Source organism: Runella sp. R0.1_18 (assembly GCF_057652155.1).
In genome coordinates this window covers 41,901-60,290 of the sequence record NZ_JBYFCK010000008.1, presented here as the reverse complement: position 1 = coordinate 60,290, position 18,390 = coordinate 41,901, and the positions used below count along the sequence as shown (strand labels likewise).

The 18,390-nt window shown below is 44.5% G+C and carries 10 protein-coding genes; 3 read left to right on the top strand and 7 right to left on the bottom strand.

Translation table 11 applies throughout. The annotated features are described in order from the left end of the window. Positions 1-325: 325 nt before the first annotated feature. Positions 326-2,377, top strand: coding sequence for a M3 family metallopeptidase (locus tag AC23P2_RS15600; protein WP_487774212.1), 2,052 nt, complete (start codon positions 326-328; stop codon positions 2,375-2,377). Positions 2,378-2,445: 68 nt separating this feature from the next. On the opposite strand, the gene AC23P2_RS15595 is transcribed toward AC23P2_RS15600, so the two are convergent. Then, positions 2,446-3,342: a metallophosphoesterase family protein gene (locus tag AC23P2_RS15595; protein ID WP_487774069.1), complete on the bottom strand. Its 897-nt coding sequence runs from the start codon at positions 3,340-3,342 to the stop codon at positions 2,446-2,448. Positions 3,343-3,612: 270 nt separating this feature from the next. Here AC23P2_RS15595 and AC23P2_RS15590 point away from each other — a divergent pair, with 270 nt between their 5' ends. Further along, positions 3,613-6,177, top strand: a complete 2,565-nt coding sequence (locus tag AC23P2_RS15590; protein WP_487774068.1) for a TonB-dependent receptor — start codon at positions 3,613-3,615, stop codon at positions 6,175-6,177. 48 nt (positions 6,178-6,225) lie between these two features. Further along, entirely contained in the window at positions 6,226-6,939 is a 714-nt protein-coding gene (locus AC23P2_RS15585; RefSeq protein WP_487774067.1) for an outer membrane lipoprotein-sorting protein, read from the top strand. A gap of 59 nt (positions 6,940-6,998) precedes the next feature. Here the strand turns inward: AC23P2_RS15585 and AC23P2_RS15580 are convergent, their stop codons facing one another. The 6 genes from AC23P2_RS15580 to AC23P2_RS15555 form a co-directional block, all read right to left on the bottom strand. Beyond that, positions 6,999-7,379: a hypothetical protein gene (locus AC23P2_RS15580; RefSeq protein ID WP_487774066.1), complete on the bottom strand. Its 381-nt coding sequence runs from the start codon at positions 7,377-7,379 to the stop codon at positions 6,999-7,001. A gap of 139 nt (positions 7,380-7,518) precedes the next feature. After that, the gene (locus AC23P2_RS15575; RefSeq protein ID WP_487774065.1) at positions 7,519-7,689 is read right to left on the bottom strand and encodes a hypothetical protein; all 171 of its coding nucleotides are present in this window, start codon (positions 7,687-7,689) and stop codon (positions 7,519-7,521) included. Positions 7,690-7,804: 115 nt separating this feature from the next. Continuing rightward, the gene (locus AC23P2_RS15570) at positions 7,805-10,279 is read right to left on the bottom strand and encodes a DUF5916 domain-containing protein (protein ID WP_487774064.1); all 2,475 of its coding nucleotides are present in this window, start codon (positions 10,277-10,279) and stop codon (positions 7,805-7,807) included. 209 nt (positions 10,280-10,488) lie between these two features. Beyond that, positions 10,489-12,918 (bottom strand): ABC transporter permease, encoded by a 2,430-nt coding sequence (locus AC23P2_RS15565; RefSeq protein ID WP_487774063.1) that lies wholly within the window; start codon positions 12,916-12,918, stop codon positions 10,489-10,491. Positions 12,919-13,121: 203 nt separating this feature from the next. Beyond that, the gene (locus AC23P2_RS15560) at positions 13,122-15,713 is read right to left on the bottom strand and encodes a permease prefix domain 2-containing transporter (protein WP_487774062.1); all 2,592 of its coding nucleotides are present in this window, start codon (positions 15,711-15,713) and stop codon (positions 13,122-13,124) included. A gap of 8 nt (positions 15,714-15,721) precedes the next feature. After that, positions 15,722-18,334 carry an ABC transporter permease gene (locus AC23P2_RS15555; protein WP_487774061.1) on the bottom strand — a complete coding sequence of 871 codons (2,613 nt, stop codon included), beginning with the start codon at positions 18,332-18,334 and terminating at the stop codon, positions 15,722-15,724. Positions 18,335-18,390: the final 56 nt, after the last annotated feature.

Sequence of the window (18,390 nt, the reverse complement as noted above, 5' to 3'; positions counted from 1 at the left end):
TGGGTTTTACGAGAGAAAAAAAGGTTTCTATCCATAAATAACGCCCCTCTAACGGATTTCTATTGCCAGCATCCGCCTTGAGGTGTACCTTTGGATGTTTATAAATAAATAGAATGGTAATGCATACACCGCTTTTGTGATACATTGGCGGTGTTTTAATGCCATTTTTTGCTTCTAAAGGCGCTGTCGCTTTCTAGTAAATCTAACGAAGAGGTCTTACCTTTGCCTTTATTATCCAACTCTTCATTAACACTTTTCTATGCAAAAATCCCTAGGCAAATCCATTCTCATTGGCCTGTTTAGCACTTGTTTTGCCACCAGTATCATGGCCCAAAACCCATTTTTTGACACTTACAAAACGCCTTTTGGTGTACCTCCTTTCCACCTCGTCAAAAACGAGCATTTTGAGCCTGCGTTTGTGGAAGGAATCAAACAACAAACGGCCGAAATCGCCGCTATTACCAATCAGAAAGCAGCTCCTACCTTCGCCAACACCATTTTGGCGCTGGAAAATAGTGGGGATTTGCTCGACCGAGTAGGTGCGGTATTTTACAACTACAACAGCGCCAATACCAGCGATGCCCTCCAGAAAATCGCTCAAACGCTCTCGCCCCAACTCTCTAAACACCGCGATGACATTCAGCTTAATGCCGAGTTGTTCAAACGCGTTAAAACTGTTTATGACCAACGTAATCAGTTAAAACTAACCACTGAGCAACTCACTCTTCTCGAAAAAACGTACAAGGGTTTTGTCCGAAGCGGGGCTGCCTTACCTGCCGACAAACAAGCACGACTGCGTAAAATCAACGAAGAGTCATCGTTGTTGACGCTCAAGTTTGGGCAAAATATTTTGTCCGAAACCAACGGTTTTAAGTTAGTCATTGACAAAAAAGAAGACTTGAGCGGCTTGCCCTCATCGCTCGTAGCCGCTGCGGCCGAAGATGCAAAAAAACGTAAACTCGAAGGAAAGTGGGTATTTACGCTGCAAAACCCGAGCATCATGCCGTTTTTGCAGTACGCCGACAACCGTGCCCTGCGCGAACAAATCTTCAAGGCGTATTTGGAGCGCTGCAATCACAATGATACCTACGACAACAAGGCGATTATGTCTAAAATCGTGGCACTACGGGCCGAAAAAGCAGCGCTGTTGGGCTATGAAAACCATGCGGCTTACGTGCTAGAGGAAAGCATGTCGAAAACCCCCGCCAAAGTGAGTGATTTTTTAAACCAACTTTGGACTGCTACCGTCCCAGTCACTCAGCAAGAAGCCTCAGAATTGCAGACATTGATGGACAAAGAAGGTAAAAACGAAAAATTGGAAAGCTGGGACTGGCGTTACTACGCCGAAAAGCTACGCAAGCAGAAATATGACCTCGACGAAGAAGAACTTCGCCCGTATTTTCCGTTGGAAGGGGTGCGTCAAGGGATTTTTACCTTGTGCAAAAAACTATACGGTCTAACGTTTGAACGCCGCACTGACATCCCTGTTTACCACGAAGAAGCAGAAGCTTTTGAAGTAAAAGAAGCCAATGGACAACACGTAGGTGTGATTTATATGGATTTCCACCCACGGGCCAGCAAACGCGGCGGCGCTTGGATGACGAGCTACCGCAAGCAAGAAACCGAAAATGGCAAACGCTCTGCCCCTGTCGTTTCTATCGTTTGTAATTTCTCTCGTCCTGCGGGCGATGCTCCTGCCCTCTTGAGCTTGGACGAAACGCGTACGTTTTTCCACGAGTTTGGTCACGCACTTCACGGACTGCTTTCCAACGTTACCTACGGTAGTTTGTCGGGTACTTCCGTTCCTCGCGATTTTGTTGAGCTGCCTTCTCAAATTATGGAAAACTGGGCAACCGAACCAGAAATGTTGAAGCTATACGCCAAACATTACAAAACAGGCGCCGTTATTCCTGATGCCCTCATCGACAAAATGGAAAAAAGTAGCTTATTCAACCAAGGATTTGAAACAAGCGAATACTTGGCGGCATCGTTGTTGGACATGAGCTATCATACCCTCAAAGCTGACCAAGTCCCTACCGATGTTTTGGCTTTTGAAAAAGCTGCGATGGGGAAAATTGGGCTCATTTCACAAATTCCTCCTCGTTACCGCACCACGTACTTCCAACACATTTTTTCGGGAGGGTATTCTGCGGGGTATTACAGCTACATTTGGTCAGCGGTGTTGGATGCCGATGCGTTTGAAGTGTTTAAACAAAAAGGATTATTTGATCAAAAATCAGCTCAATCGTTCCGCAAAAACGTCCTAGAACGCGGCGGAACCGACGAACCGATGAAACTCTACCGTAATTTCCGTGGGGCAGAACCTGATATTAAACCACTACTTCGTCGCCGAGGATTGCTGAGAGAAGCCAATTAAGGAACGTAACGTAAGTAACCTCATCCAAGCCCTTCTCCTAAAAAGAGAAGGGCTTTTTTATGTAGTACTTAAAAATGATGCTCATAATAGGTGTTTTCTACGCTGCCATCTTCGTATAATTTCAGAATGGCGTAGCCTGGCGGCGTTTCTTGATAATACCCAGGCTGTGCCGATTTTGCATCGCCTTTGTCCCACCAAAAACCGCTCATTGCACCGTTGCAATAATAATGAACGTTGTTATAAACGGCCTCATCCAGCAAATGCTGGTGTCCACTCAAACATACTCGAACCTTGTCTTTATGCTCATAAAATAACGCTTTGAGTTCTTTATGATCTTTGTGCTGTCCGCCTTCCCACGATGCAGTGACGGTCAAGATGGGATAATGCGACATGAGCAATACAAAATGCCCTTTAGGAACAGCTTGGAGTTCTTTGCGGAGCCAGGCCATCTGCTCGTCGTCGAGCGAAATGCCTGGGTTATTGCCATCCAACACCATAAAGTGCCAATTCTTTTTGCTGAAACTATAATAGCGGTGTGGCATATTCGCCCTTTTTACGACATAATTGATGCCATACATTGCGTCATCTTTGGAAGGAGCGGCCCACCAAGGGTCATGATTTCCGATACAGGTGTAAAGCTCATAGCCATCAAAACTCGACTTGCATTCATCCCAAGCAGCCCATTGTTCCAGCACGCGCTCACGAGTAATATCTTTATAATCAGCAGCATGGATAGAGTCACCTGTATTCAGAAAAAAGTCAACTTTTCTGGTTTTAACTTCCTCCAAACATTTTCTAAACCGCGCAGGAATGCCATTTTCGGGGCGAATATGAACGTCAGTAATGTGAGCAATCGTCAGAGCTGGTTTAGGAGCAGACGCTGTAGGAGGATTAATCGACGAATTGACCCCCGCAGCAGCAGTTATGGCTAAAGGAAAGTTCCTGACAAAATTTCTTCTTTTCATGGAAATGGTTGCCCTATATGAGCTTATAATTCTTATATGGTTTCAAAAACTGCGTCTAAAAAACCAAAGATAGTTAACAAATACTAAATAATAGTTTATAAAATTAGATAATAGCCCCATTCATCCATTTTCCTGCGTGTTTATCTGCCCCAAAAAACTTTTCATCAGTCCATAACGGCATTTTATCCTTTCGATTTCAGGCTTTATCCTTTTTTGTTTCACGAATGCCTTTTTGTGTTTCAACTTTGTAACGTTAAAACCAATTCGGCCATGAAACAAAAATCTTTACTTCTCGCCATTACACTTTGTATTGCTGCTTTTTCTGGTTCAGTACACGCCCAATTTCCAATGGGTGGAGCTGCTCCTGTCAAAGCACTCCCTGGCACAGCAGGTGACCAAACGCCCAAAGGCAGTGCCAAAATCACAGGCTTCGTTGTTGATTCCTCAGTAACCAAAGCCGTTGAATTTGCCAGCATTGCGCTTTATAACAAAACAACAGGCAAGGCCGTTGACGGCACCATTGCTGACGAAAAAGGGAAGTTTATCCTTAATAAATTGGCCGAAGGAAACTATCAAATTTTGATTTCATTCCTTGGTTTTAAGAACAAAACCATCGACAATATCACCTTAGCCAAAGGCCAAGACCTCGACTTGGGCGTTATCAAACTTTCGCCTAGTGTGCAGACACTCAGCGAGGTAGTCGTCACAGGTCAAGCAGCCATTATCGAAGAAAAAGTGGACCGTTTGGTCTATAACGCCGATAAAGACATCGCAGCCAAAGGCGGTGACGCCACCGACGTATTGCGTAAAGTACCTTTGTTGACCGTCGATTTGGACGGAAACGTATCACTTCGTGGTAGTTCAAATATTCGCGTCTTGATTAACAACAAACCAAGTACCATCATCGCCAGCAGCATTTCGGACGCGTTGAAACAAATTCCTGCCGACCAAATCAAAACCGTCGAAGTTATCACCAGCCCATCGGCCAAATACGACGCCGAAGGCTCAGGCGGAATTATCAACATCATCACTAAGAAAAACAGTTTACAAGGATTGAACCTCAACGTGGATGCAGGGGTAGGTAACCGTGGTTCGTCACTATCGCTCAATGGTAACTACCGCAAAGGGAAAGCGGGACTCACGTTGGGAGGTTTTGGTCGTGCCAACTACAACACCATCACCAAAACCAGCATGGACCAAACCAGTATTTCAAATGGGGTTTCGACGCTTATTCGCCAAAAAGGAGACGGATACAGTGAGTTTTTGTTTGGCCAATACAACTTAGGTTTTGATTATGATTTGGCCAAAAACCAAAGCCTAACGGCGGGGATTCGTTATGGTGCTCGTAACATGAAAAGCCAGCAAGATTTGATTACCGAGCTTTACAACAACGGCGTAGCAGGCACAGGCTCTCGCCGCGACGTGGACGTCAAAAACTTGTCGGGAACGGTTGATGTTAACTTGGATTATCTTCATACCTTCAAAAAACCACAACAAGAATGGAGCATGTCAACGCTGTACAGTCGTAATGATTTGACCAACAATTTCGACGCCAACATTTTGAGCGGTGAAGGAAACTTGTTGAGCCGTCAGCGCAACTTGAACTCGAACTTAAACCAAGAGTTTACGTTTCAAACTGACTACCAAACACCCATCAAGAAAAACCAAATGATTGAGTTTGGGGGAAAAGGCATCTTCCGTCAAGTAAACAGCGACTACCGCTTTTTGGCCGCTGGCTCAACGGGAGATTTTACGACCCAAACAGGTCAGCCTGCGGGTGAGTTGCTTTACCACCAAAACATTGCCGCAGGATATACATCTTATACTTATACCACCAAAAAGCGCTATACCTTCAAAGGAGGTTTGCGTTATGAGCATACGTTTATCGACGCCTCTACTCGCGAAGGGGGGCCAATTGGGGTCGCAGATTATGGCATATTGGTTCCTAGTTTGAATGCCTCAAAAACCATTAAAGGGACTACGCTCAAATTGGGCTACAACCGTCGTATTCAACGTCCAGGTTTGCAGCAGCTAAACCCTAACTTTAACTCTGCCAACCCCCAAAACATCAGCGTCGGTAACCCAGAATTACGTCCCGAGTTGACTGATAACATTGAGTTAGGTTTGAGCAAAACCATCAAGAAAGTATTCATCAATGCCTCGTTTTTTGGACGTTATACCGACAACGCCATCACGCAAGTTCGTCGTCCTTCCGATACCTTATCGGGAGCCATCATCACTACTTTCGAGAATATCGGTCGCCAGCAAGCGTATGGAACAAACATTTTTGCCAATATTGCATTTACCTCTAAGTTTAACATCGGATTGTTCTCCAACATTTTTTACACTAAAATGACAGGACAAGCCCTCGGTGCCAACGGGGTCACTCAAGACTTTACCAACGATGGCGTCAATGTAAGCGGTGGATTGTTTTCGCAAGCTCAATTTAAAAATGGTTGGGGCGTACAAGCCTTTGGGTTTATGCAAGGCCGCCAAGTGCAGCTTCAAGGGTTTCAGGGTGGATTTGCTTTCTACACCTTCGGGGTTAAGAAAGATTTCAAGAACAAAAAGGGAAGCCTTGGGCTGGCGGGAGAAAACTTCTTCAGCAACCGCTTCAATATTCACTCGGAGCTCAAATCACCTGTGTTTAATCAAGTAAGTAATGTGTATCTTTACAACCGTGGGGTGCGTTTGACCTTCACGTACAAACTCGGAAAAATGAGTACCGACGCTCCGAAGAAAAAAGCACGCTCGGTCAACAACGACGACGTAAAATCGGACGGTGCAGGCCAAACAGGCGGTGCTCCTGGAGGAACCCAACAACGCAACCGATAGTCACTTTTTAACAAAACTTTCGTCTATACACAAACAACCATAACTAAAATGAAAACTAACAAATTCCTTGCCGCAGCCTTCGTTGCCTTCGTATCAGTAGGTGCTTATGCCCAAACCGTAGATGAAATTGTCGATAAACACGTAGCTGCCTTGGGTGGCAAAGACAAACTGAACAGCGTAAAAAGCCTCATTATTGAGCGTTCGCTTGCCGTACAAGGCATGGAAATTCCTAACAAAACGATTTTGGTTGTCGGCAAAGCCGCGCGTTCTGAATCGTCGGTAATGGGAAACACCATGGTGCAAGTATTTGATGGTACGTCGGGATGGATGGTTCGCCCAACAATGATGGGAGGAACAGGAGAACCTGAGGATATGCCTGCCGAAATGGTAAAACAACAAGCAGGACAGCTAGATCCGTTTGGTGGATTGGTCAACTACAAAGAAAAAGGCAATAAAGTAGAGTTGATTGGCTCTGAGAAAGTGGATAAAAAAGATGCGTACCACCTTAAAGTTACGACCAAAGACGGCCAAACTGTGGATGAGTACCTCGATGCTAACTCGTACATGATTGTTAAAATCAAAGTATCGGCGGGTGGACAAGACAGCGAAATTGCCTTCTCTGATTATAAGGCGGTGGACGGCATTCCGTTTGCCAATACCATGGAAATGACAAGCCAAATGGGTGCTCTTTCGTTTGCTACTACCAAAGTAACCATCAATCCTCCCGTTGATGAGTCTATTTTTAAGAAACCTGCGAAGTAAGCTCCTAGCTTGGTAAATAGTCAAAAGGCGGCCCATCGGGTCGCCTTTTGTTGTATGGACTAGCCTCTGCGGTAAGGGCGGTTGTCAAAACGCTGTGAGTGATGATAGGCCGTCCAGCGATCGCGTTGGGCTGGCGTCAACACCGACCAAATATCTTGCTGCTTTTCGCGTTGCAACCGTTGGTATTCAAACTGACTCAACCGACGGTTTCTGAACAAACGGTCGTAGCGGTCTTCAATACGTTTGATTTCATTTTCCTGCTTACGAGATAGTTTCACCACGTTGTCGAGCCTATTGATGTTCAATTCTTCTAAGGCGTTATCAACACGAGGATTGGCTGCCTGAGGAGCTGCTGGAGCTGGACGATAATCGCGTTGAGCGTTTACGTTGGCGATGCTCAAAATGGCGAAAGTGGCGATGGCTAAGATTGTCTTTTTCATGGTTGCTGTTGTTTTAAAATGTGTCGTAATTAATTGGTTTACGATTCTTAGAACAACAATGCCTCCCATGGTTTAATGCCTCAATGCTTCCAATCTGCTAACGGTTTGTTTTAGTCGATGATTTCGAAAAACTTATCTATTAACGACTATCTGGCTTCTCTTCCTTTTCTGCGGATACCTTAAAAAACAAAGAAAGTGGCCAAAAAAATGCCAAATTGAAAGCCCGTGCCCAGCTCGGATTACTTTTTTTACTTTCTCTGGCAACGTACCAAAGCAATACTATTCCTGAAATAATGAAGGCTATTGTCATTTTTTTGGTAGATTTTGTTTAGTCAAATGTCAACGTTTTTGTTTAATAACCAACCTCGAATAGTATCACTGGTCGAAGTTAATTACTGATGGTTGAGCTTCAAACCTGATTAAGACTACCGTCTCTTCTTCAGCTGCAAATAATCCAAAAAGTAAATCACTTTTACCGAGATGTTGTTGTTTTGGTCGGCTTGGATGGTGTTTTGGAGGTTGTCAAAATAGCGTTCGTCCACGAGGTTAGAGCTATGGAAAGTAGCGTTTTTCCAAACGGCATTGAAGAAACTACCAGGCGCAAATTGCCACGTATAGACCATGTCCACGTTGAAAAAATTAACATTTCGATTGAGTGGGTCGCTCAATTGGGCACGCGACTCCAGCGAACCGTCTTTCTGCAGCGTAAAAAACGCTTTGTTGTTGACCACACTCGAATAATGCCGCGCTCTAAATGTCAACCACATTTTGTTGGTAAAGCTATATTTGAGGTTCACAACGTTGTTGATGGTGTTGACTTTACGCAGCGCCATCACGATGCTATTATCGTCCAAAATCGTGGTAAAGCCTATGCTTCGCGGCCGAGGTTCGAGCCCTAGCATGTGGCTCACCGATAATTTACTATTGAAACGGTAGGTCTGGTTTATGTACAAATCCAAGCCGTTTAGCTGGTAGAAATTGACGAAAGCACGCTCAAATGCCTCCACCGAATAGGAGTATTTTTTAGCAGGATTGCTTTCTATCCAGCCTCCTATGGTCACGCTGTTGCCACGCGTGTACATGTAGCCCGTTTTGCGTGGCTCGTAGAAATCGTTCTCTTTCGGGCGGAAATTAAGCATCAGGCCAAACCAAATCAATTTTTTGGTTTGGGCATTAAAATTAAACTGCACCCGCGATTGCTGGTACTTCGACTTGATGTCGCCGATGGGCGAATACAATGAACTTATGTTGGCATTAAGATTTAAAAAAATACGATTGTACCACCCTTTGGGCTCAGTGTAGCGGTAGCCGACATACATGCGGTGGTTGATGAAGTTATTGTTGGTAAAATACCCCAAATCATTGCTTGTAAACTTGGTATCGGTCAACTCTTGGGCCGCATTGAACGTAAAACGGCCACTGGTTTTGGCAAACGAAATGGTGTGGCTGTAACCTGTACTGTTATCGGCTGCACTTTTAAAATTTAGGCGACTAATGGCCGCGCTTCCCGCCAAGTTGTAGGTATTGGTTTTATCAAAAAAGCTAAACAAACCCGCACTCACGTTGGCGTTGTAGTTGCTATTTGCTCGAATCACGCTGGTGTTGACAAAACTTACGCTTGAGTTGTGTTTGAACGTCTGATCTAGTACTGCAATGTTATAATTGGTAGTCGGGTCGGTTTCAAAGCGGCGCGTTTCGCCCGTTTCGGTATTTTCAATCACGGCATACTGAGTACGAGTAATCGCGTTCAAAATCCCGATTCCAAGTCCGCTTTTGGTACGTCCCGAAATTTTAGTGGCATTAAGCAGCTTCGATTCCGTCGGATTTTTTGTCACCCGTTCTCCCGCTTCCAAATCGTCATACGCTTTTCCCAAATGAATTGGTGTTCCGCCAATTCGGCGCGAATAAAACAAATTCCCTTTGTTGAACAACTCCGTTCCTTCGGTAAAAAAAGTGCGATTTTCATTGAATTTTACCTCAAACGGACTCAAATTCAATACTTGGTTGTCGCTTTGAACTTGCCCAAAATCAGGAATTAGCGTAGCGTCTAGCGTAAATGCTTGGCTCAATCCTACTTTTACGTCCATCCCACCCGACACTTGGTGCGTCCAGTTTTTTTGGTCTGTTTTATTGGCGGGAAAATGGTTGGCATATACCGAAAAATAAGGCGAAAATTGCAAACGCAACGGCGGTTTTATGTCCGTAATGCCCGTCCATAATCCTTCTTGGGTCAAAAAGCCGTTGACGTTGGGGTTAATGGCATTCCAAGTATATTGCTGTTCGGTTTTTCGGCGGCGACGAGTGATATTCAGCCCCCAATCTTGTACGTTTGTTTTACTAAAACGAATGGCCGAATAGGGTAAAAATACCTCAAACGACCACCCTTTGTCGTGCATCACCACGGCACTCTGCCAAACGGCGTTCCAGCTAAAATCTTCGCCGCCGTTGTCGCTGTCAGTGTTGGAGGTCATTTTGGCGTCCCACTGTTCGCCCAGTGGCGTCACAAAATACTCAAAGCCATTGAGTTTATCGTTGTAGGTGTCGAAGATGATGCCGATGTAATCATTCATTCCAAATCCGTCTCGGCCTTTCAGTTCTTTTGAAATGCTGTCGAGGCTGCGTTCGTAACAAGTTCCACCAAAATAAATCCCCTCGTCATTGTACATCAAGAAGGTTTCGGTATGGTTGCCTTGTTCTTCTTTTCGGCCAATTACGGGGCGAAATTCGGTGTAATCGTCGGCTTTAGCGGCTTCCTTCCACGCAGGGTCGTTTAGTTTTCCATCAATCAATACGGGCAGGGTAGTGCGTTGGGCGGGCAGTTTTTTTGAAATTACTTGACCCATGAGGAGAGAGGTTTGCACAAACGCAAACACACAACAAAGCATAAATGTCTTTTTCATCGACTGTTTAGGTAACGAGAATGGCTGTAAAAATTAAGTACACAAAGCTACTTCAAACTTTATTGAGGGGGCTGTTAAAGAATCTTAAAAATGGCTGTTGGGGTAAAGATGAATTTCGGAGAGTATTCGTTGCATGATTCAAAAAAAAGTTACCGAAGAATTTTTATTTCTTCGGTAACAAGTGGGTATAGCCCAAATAGGATTATTTTTTATTCCGACTTCAAACTCTTGACGGGATTCGCCAAGGCCGCCCGAATGGACTGGTAACTCACCGACGCAAACGTAATGAGGAGCGCAATGATACCCGTGGCCATAAAATACCACCATTCGATGGATGTTCGATATACAAAATCATCGAGCCATTGTTTCATCAAATAGTACGCAACAGGGAAGGCAATAAACATCGAAACCACTACCAGTTTGATAAAGTCTTTAGAAATCATCAGGGTGATGTGGCTCACGGTAGCTCCCAACACTTTACGGATACCAATTTCTTTAACGCGCTGTTCGGCCACAAATGTCACCAATCCAAATACACCCAAACAGGCAATAAAAACAGAAAGCATCGAAGCAATGCGGTATAACAAACCCAGTTGTTGCTCAGTTTTATAGTATTTCTCCAGTTTATCCTCGTAGAAGTTGCCGTTAAATATTACTTCTGGAAAGACCTCGCTGTAAATTTTTTCGATTTTGGCGACGGTTTGGGTGAGGTTAGCCGACGTTATCTTGATTCCACTTCTCCAATGGTATTTCTCCAATTTGGCAATCATCACGGGGCGAATCGCATCGCGCGCACTACCTACCTGAAAGTCTTTGACTACTGCTACAATCGGTGCAGGTTCCCAGCCGCCTACTCTCACCATTTTTCCAATGGCTAGTTCAGGATTTTTGACGTTCAGTTTTTTCAAAATCGTCTCATTTACGATGATTTTTCGTAACGTATCGCTTACCAAATAAGGACTACCCGCAAGGATTTTTAGCCCATAGGTAGCCACGTAATCGCCATCGGCAAGTTTTAAATCGGAATTGAACGGTGCATCCTTGGGCGAATTATCGTACGAAAAGTTGACCTGCCAGTTGTTTTGCGACGAAGGCTCATCGCTCGAAAATGACACCGCTTCTACCTCAGGAAGTTGTTTGAGTCGGTTGCGAAACGTCTCATAACGGTTGCGGTACTCGGCATCCATCGCCAAGGTATATACGCCCGTTTTTTTAAAGCCCAAATCCATTTTACTGATAAACTCCATTTGCTGAAAGTTGACAATTGTTCCAAAAATCATCACCAAGGCAATCGTAAATTGGAAAACAATCAGTCCCTGACGCAACGAAACCCGCCCTGTCCAATTGGTTTTGGCTTTCTGCCGAAACGCATCCAACGGTGAAAATGACGAAAGAATGGACGCAGGATAAATGCCTGACAAAATATTAATCACAAAGAACAACGCCCCCACAAACACCCAAAGAATGGGTTCTGAAAAAGGTCTGGCTTCGCTCGGGAAATCGAACAATTGCGTAAGCAAGGGCAACGCCATCGACGCCAAGGCTAGCCCCAACCCTATTGCAATGCCGACCACTACCACGGTTTCAATCATAAATTGACTTACCAACTGACGATTGGCACTGCCGATGGTTTTGCGGACGCCTACTTCTTTGGCGCGCTTGCTGGCAATGGCCGTAGAGATGTTGATAAAATTGATGCAGGCCATCAAAATAATCAATACGCCCACAAGTGCCACCCCGATAAGCTTGTTTTTGGAAACAACCCGGTCGCTGAAATTGCCATAACGGTCGTCGTAATGCACCGTTGATAACGCCACCACTGAATGTTCTTTTTTATCGTTGGTATCGTCGGTATAATGTTTTTGGCCAAAAGTTTTGAGCAATTTATTGGCATTATCGGCTGAAAACCCTCTGGGCAACAACACATAAATATTGTCCATACTGCTGGTCGAACCCCAATCGCCAAACGTACCAAAGCCGAAAGTCGCAGGATTTTTTCGCTTTGTTTCGTACGAGAAAAGGATGTTTACGGGGAAGTCGGTGTTGAGCGGGGCATCCTCCAACACTCCCGCCACGCGCATCGTAACGACGTTGTTGACTTTTACGTATTTCCCTACGGCATCCGTATAATTTCCAAAGTACTTATTGGCGTATTTTTTTGTCAATACCACCACATTAGGTTCTTTGAGCACCTGAGGAGTTCCGATAAGCCATTGATAATCAAATACGTCGAAAAACTCAGGGCCTGCACAAACCCCCTGTTTCTCCTCGTTGAACTTCACGGAGGTATTGGTGCTTTTGGGGTCGTTGCCGAGCACCGTAATCTGCGGTTCAATCGTGCCGCACAAAGGCACTACTTTTTCAAACTGAGGGATGTCTTGGGGTAAGGCATCCACCATGGCCAAGGGCGCTCCCGAGGTGTGTTCTACATTGCCATCAGCATAGGTATTTTTGCGAACGACACGATAGATGCGTTCGTGCTTTTCGTGAAATGTATCGTAGCTTAACTCAAAGTAAATCAATGAGAAAAGCAAAACAGCTGCCGCAATTCCAATGGCTAATCCAGCGATGTTGATAACCGAATAGACGCGATTTTTAGAAAGGCTTCTCCAGGCGATTTTAAAGTAGTTTTTTAGCATAGGTGTATAGCAACGTTAGTACAGAATGCTTTCTAAAAAAAACGTCAAATAGCTTGCCAGGAGTTTTTAAGATGCCTAACGATTTGCTTTTCAGTGTTTTATAGCTGAATTTTCGGAACATAATTGTCCGTTTTCGTACACCATTGTACGCCAAAGGACAGGTGGAGACGTTGCATGCGGTGGAGACGTTGCATGCAACGTCTCTACTCCGATTTTAATGATTTTACGGGGTTGGTTTGTACCGCTCGCCAGGCAAAATAACCCACAATTGCCAACGAAATGCCCAAAACAAATAAAAGAACAGCTGCCATCGTGAAATAACTGACGCCGTTATGAAATACAAGGTAAGTATTCATGTACTGCCCTACCGCAACTCCCAGCGGAACTGCCACAACAGCCGCAATGCTAAGAAGTTTGATGAAATCAGCGGCCAACAGCTTCATCACTTCTTCCGCAGTAGCCCCGATTACTTTCCGAATCCCAATTTCTTTGGTTCGTTTTTCTAAACTGTACGTCAGAATGCCAATCAGCCCCAGAATGGCTATCACAAAAATGACAATGCTCTGCATACCCGCAAACTGCATGTCTTCGTAGGGATAATAACGTTCATACATGTCAGTATCGAGCCACGACGCATTCATTTCGACGTACGGATGGTGTTTTTTCCAAAGCGAGGCCAAGGTAGCTTCCAAAAATGCTCGGTCGGTAGCAGGCGAAGTTTTCAGGCACATAACCCTGAACGCAGTAGGCTGGTACTGAAACACAACGGGCTCAATTTTATGCTCATAATCGTAGTGACAAAAATTGGCGACCACTCCAACAATCGTTGCCGAAACGGTATCGTTCAAAATGATGAGCTTGCCAATCGCCTCTTGGTCAGCACCTAAGTGCAAATACTCTATCGCTTTTTGATTCACTATCACCATGGGTAAAACCGTTTCGGACTTGCTTTCGGGCAAATTTTTGCCAGCTACTATTTTTAACCCCATGTTGTCGATAAACTGGCGGTCAACCGCGTAAAAAAACGCGGGTTTCGGGGCGTCGTTTTTGGCATTTTTTATGCCGATGTAAGGAGGCGTATTACCAAAACTCAGCGACGTGTAGCCGATTTTTTCCACCTCTTTTACGGTGCTTACCTCCGCCGCAAAACGCTCATTTGACGTTCCTGTTAGGTGAATGTTCAACCTATTTTCGCGCTGGTAATTTACATTGTCATTCGCCATGTACTCTATTTGGTGGTATGCGTGCCCAATGAAGAAGATATACACCAGTGCAATCGTAAACTGAACAATTATGAGTGATTTACGGAAACCTATTTTTCCAAAACTCGCGGGTGAAACAGTACCTTTTAGTACTTTGACAGGCTGGTAAGACGACAATACAAGGCTAGGAGAAGCTCCTGCAACAATTCCCAAAATGAAGTTAAAGGATAAAAACAGCAAAATAAGGTATTCCCAGTGGTCAATCTCCCACGTAAGCCACGAAACGTGAATAAACGTTTTTATCATCCACAGCAAAAACAACCCCATACCCAGTGCGAGGTACGAAATCAACACCGATTCGGTCAAAAACTGAAAAATGATTTGTGACTTGGTAGCTCCCGCTACTTTTCTCACACCTACTTCACGGCTTCGGTTCATAGAACGAGCCAGTGTAAGGTTGATGTAGTTCAAGGCTGCGAGAACAAGAATAATTAGCTGAAACCCAAAATTGATGTAAATGCTTCGGACGTCTTGAACGTACGGGTCATTTTTCAACTCATTATCCGACGGAGAAATGTCACCCAAGGCCTGTGCCTGAAAAGCCAACCCTTTTCCCGCCGCCGCGTCCAGTAATTTGTTGACTTCGCTCGAAGTTGCGCCCAATTGTTTGTTAAATGACGCGATGCTCCGCCCTTTCGATAGTTTGACAAAGGTATGGGCATTTAATTCCGCCCATTCTTTTGCTTTGTCACTACCGTTCGAATACCCCGCTAAAGGCACCAGTACATCGGTTCTGAACTGCGTTTTTTGCTGGTTAAAAGGCTTGAGAACGCCCACTACTTTAAAACCACCGTAGGTAGGGTGTTCCAAAATACGACCGATTGGATTTACTTCTTTAAAAAACCACTCTGCGGTTTCGTGGGTAAGTACCATGGTATTGGCTTCTACGGGATAGCTACCTTTTTCCAAAGGAAAATGAAAGACTTGAAAAAAAGCCGCATCGGCGTAAATCGCACGTATATTTTTGGTTTTGATTCCGCTACTCAATACCCATTTAGAATCACGCACAAGCGTCGTGGATTGTTCGACACCCACCCATTTTCCCTTCATGTATTTCCCCAACGCTACGGGGCTTGACGCCCAATGCGTCATTTCTCCATCTTCTTGCTTTTCATCGGTGATGATTCGGACGATGCGGTCGCTGTCTTGGTGAAAATTGTCGTATTCGTAATAGGAAACGATTTGAATCAACGCCATTAGTGCCGACGGCAAAGCAAGACTCAGTCCAAGCAAGTTGATAAAAGAAAACAATTTGTATTTCAGCGCATTCCGAAAAGCAATTTTAAAATAATTACGTAACATAGTTGGACTGTATAAATAGGTTGTGAGATAATGAGCCCGTTTGTCTCTGGCAAAGGGGCGTAGTAGTTTCAGAGCATTCAAGGCGTATTTCCAATCGGCCTTGCGCTTGCCAACGGTTTGTACCCAATGGTTATATAATTCTAACAAATCGCCCTCCACTTCTTCCGAAGTATTGGGGTCGGCCCACCAACGTAGTAAGGTCGTGGCCCAGCGGGGAGGGGTATGTTGCATAAATGGTATTATTCCGATTTCAATGATTTGACGGGGTTGACCATCGCGGCTTTGATGGCTTGATAGCTCACTGTTAGGAGGGCGATGCCAACAGCCAATAGGCTGGTTACCACAAAAATCCACCATGACACCTCAGTTCGGTAGCTGTACTGTTGCAACCAACCATTCGCAAAATAGTAGGCTATAGGTGACGCAATAAAGAAGGAAATAACAACCAATGTGATAAATTCTTTCGACAATAGTCCCCAAAGGGTAGGAACAGAAGCACCGAGTACTTTACGAATCCCGATTTCTTTGGTGCGCTGCTCGGCCACAAAACTTGCCAACCCAAATAGCCCCAAACAAGAAATAAAAATGGCCAAAATCGCAAAGAGCCCCGAGAGTGTTTTAAGCCTTTGTTCGTTTTCAAACTGATTGGCGTATTCTTGGTCTATGAATTGATAATCAAATGGATAGTTTGCATTGTATTTTTTAAAAATTTGCTCGACTTTGGCCAGATTGTCGGCTGTAGAATGAGCAGAATTTAATTTGATGTGCATTGTGTTAAACCATGCCCCAGGGCCTTCAATCACCGTAGGAGGAATCGCTTCGTAGGGTGAACCCGTTAGGTAATCCTTTACGACTCCGACTACCTTCCACGTTGTTTTTTTGGATTTACTAAACAAGAGCTGGCCTATCGGGTTTTTGAACCCCATCAGTTTGACAGCCGTTTCATTCAAAAGCACCGAAAAGCTGTCAGTAGGATACTTAGTAATATCAATGTCTCGTCCTTCGACCAACTGTAGTCCTGCTGTTTTTACAAAGTCAGCATCGGCACTGAACAACGTAAGAGCCGTATTCGTGTCTTTAGGAGCTTCGCCCGCCCATCGCAACCCCCATGTCTTAGAACCACTTTCCGTGATTGGGTTCATTGTTTTGGTGACAGAGCTGGCACTCCCCGAATAGAGCAATTCTTGTTTAAGGAGTGAATAGTTTTTGCCAATATCACCCACAAAATTGACGTGTATTAAGTTGTTTTTTGAATACCCAACGGCTCTATCTTGTGCGTGTTGTATCTGATTCCGTACCACCATCGTAGAAATGATAAGTAAAATAGCAAAGGTAAACTGGGTTACTACCAGCACTTTGCGGGGAGAAAGCGCGGCTTGCGTTTTTTTGAATTGCTTTTTAAAAATCCCAATCGGATTAAAAGACGACAGGTAGAAAGCAGGATAACTTCCCGCCAACAGACTGGTGAACAACAAAAATACCACTGTCCATAGCCAATAAGATACATTGGCATAAGGAATGACCAGTTGAGTATTGATGAGTGTATTGAACGATGGAAGCGCCAACTGCACAATCAGCAGTGCAAGGAAGCCAGCAATGCCTGCTGTCATCAACGCTTCCATCATAAATTGCCCTACAAGCAAGCCTTTTCCTGCGCCTGCGGCTTTTCTGATGCCTACTTCTTTGGCGCGTTTTTCGGAACGAGCCGTGCTTAGGTTCATAAAATTGATACAAGCAATCAACAAAATAAAAACCCCTATTAACCCAAACATTCGAACTATGTCGATGCGTCCGCCGACCGATTTTCCATTTTTAAACTCGTCGTATAAATGCCATTTATGCAGCGGAAAAGTAAAATGGGTCCACACATCATTGCGCCCTGCGTAGCGACGCGTCACGTCTTTGATTTTTGCGTCAAAGGCCAATACATTTGTATTAGGCTTTAAGAGCAAATACGTCGGGGTATTGTTACTGAGCCAACTTTCATTGATAGACCCGTCATTGCGTTTTTTTAGGTAATCCCAAGGCAGTAAATACTCAAAATGGAAATCGGTATTGGAAGGTAAATCCTTTAAGACGCCCGTCACAGTAAAGTTATCGGTGGCATCGATTTGAATGGTTTTATTCAAGGCATTTTCATCCCCAAAGAGCTTTTTTGCCAATTTTTCAGTAATGACAATGGAGTTAGGGTCAACTAACTGCTTCATTTCTCCACCTTGCGTTAGGGGAAAGCTAAATAGTTGAAGAAAATCGGTGTCCACTATATTGCCTTCAATCCCCGTGAGGCTTTTATCGTTGGCCTTCATCAAAAAATTGTTAACACTTCTCACGCGGGTAAAGGCTTCAACTTCGGGGTATTCTTTTTTTAGGGTTGGCCCTAGTGGTTGCGACGTTACAGGAATGGCGTACGCTTCGCCTTCCACGTTGTCGGTTAAACCATATATTTGGTAAATGCGGTCTTTATGCGAGTGAAAAGCATCAAAACTTAGCTCATTTTGTAACCATAATGTAATGAGGCAGGTACTCGCCATTCCGATGGCTAAGCCAGTAATGTTGATGACCGAAACGCTCTTTCCAGCAATCAAATTTCGCCAGGCGATTTTAAAATAATTACGTATCATCGTTGGACTGTATAAATAGGTTCTTGGATAATGAGCCCGCTTGTCTTTGGCAAACGGGCGTAATAGTTTCAACGCATTCAAGGCGAATTTCCAATTGGCTTTGCGCTCGCCAACGGTTTGCACCCAAGAGTTGTATAATTCCAATAAATCACCTTCTACTTCTTCCGAAGTGTTGGGGTCAGCCCACCATCTTAGCAGTGTCCTGGCCCAGCGGGGAGGGGTGTGTTGCATAAATACAGTAGATGGTGGAGACGTTGCATACGGTGGAGACGTTGCATGCAACGTCT

Bases quoted from the DNA above. Each gene is read 5' to 3' on its own strand.
- AC23P2_RS15600 (WP_487774212.1), top strand. From the start codon at position 326: ATGGCCCAAAACCCATTTTTTGACACTTACAAAACGCCTTTTGGTGTA.
- AC23P2_RS15595 (WP_487774069.1), bottom strand. From the start codon at position 3,342: ATGAAAAGAAGAAATTTTGTCAGGAACTTTCCTTTAGCCATAACTGCT.
- AC23P2_RS15590 (WP_487774068.1), top strand. From the start codon at position 3,613: ATGAAACAAAAATCTTTACTTCTCGCCATTACACTTTGTATTGCTGCT.
- AC23P2_RS15585 (WP_487774067.1), top strand. From the start codon at position 6,226: ATGAAAACTAACAAATTCCTTGCCGCAGCCTTCGTTGCCTTCGTATCA.
- AC23P2_RS15580 (WP_487774066.1), bottom strand. From the start codon at position 7,379: ATGAAAAAGACAATCTTAGCCATCGCCACTTTCGCCATTTTGAGCATC.
- AC23P2_RS15575 (WP_487774065.1), bottom strand. From the start codon at position 7,689: ATGACAATAGCCTTCATTATTTCAGGAATAGTATTGCTTTGGTACGTT.
- AC23P2_RS15570 (WP_487774064.1), bottom strand. From the start codon at position 10,279: ATGAAAAAGACATTTATGCTTTGTTGTGTGTTTGCGTTTGTGCAAACC.
- AC23P2_RS15565 (WP_487774063.1), bottom strand. From the start codon at position 12,918: ATGCTAAAAAACTACTTTAAAATCGCCTGGAGAAGCCTTTCTAAAAAT.
- AC23P2_RS15560 (WP_487774062.1), bottom strand. From the start codon at position 15,713: ATGCAACATACCCCTCCCCGCTGGGCCACGACCTTACTACGTTGGTGG.
- AC23P2_RS15555 (WP_487774061.1), bottom strand. From the start codon at position 18,334: ATGCAACACACCCCTCCCCGCTGGGCCAGGACACTGCTAAGATGGTGG.